The organism is Pseudomonas sp. SIMBA_067 (assembly GCF_046534675.1).
Lineage (GTDB): Bacteria > Pseudomonadota > Gammaproteobacteria > Pseudomonadales > Pseudomonadaceae > Aquipseudomonas > Aquipseudomonas putida.
In genome coordinates this window covers 1-214 of the sequence record NZ_JAWRYH010001570.1, presented here as the reverse complement: position 1 = coordinate 214, position 214 = coordinate 1, and the positions used below count along the sequence as shown (strand labels likewise).

At 43.5% G+C, this 214-nt stretch carries 1 protein-coding gene; it reads right to left on the bottom strand.

Translation table 11 applies throughout. The features are described from left to right. Nucleotide 1: 1 nt before the first annotated feature. A partial coding sequence (locus tag SB765_RS34740) for a hypothetical protein (RefSeq protein WP_410933168.1) occupies nt 2-214 on the bottom strand: 213 nt, incomplete at its 5' end.

Sequence of the window (214 nt, the reverse complement as noted above, 5' to 3'; positions counted from 1 at the left end):
CTCAAATGACTATGTGATTTCTCGCATGGTCACTTGTGATGCTGATAATCTTGTTGACTATCAGTCCATACTCACAAGCACCCACACGAATTGCTTGATTCAATTTGTTAAAGAGCGTTTGGTTAAGAGCTTTTCGCCTCAACCGAGGCGCGCATTCTACGCTTTCCTCAGGGCCTGTCAAGCGTTTATTTTGAAGTTTTTTGCGAGAAACTCG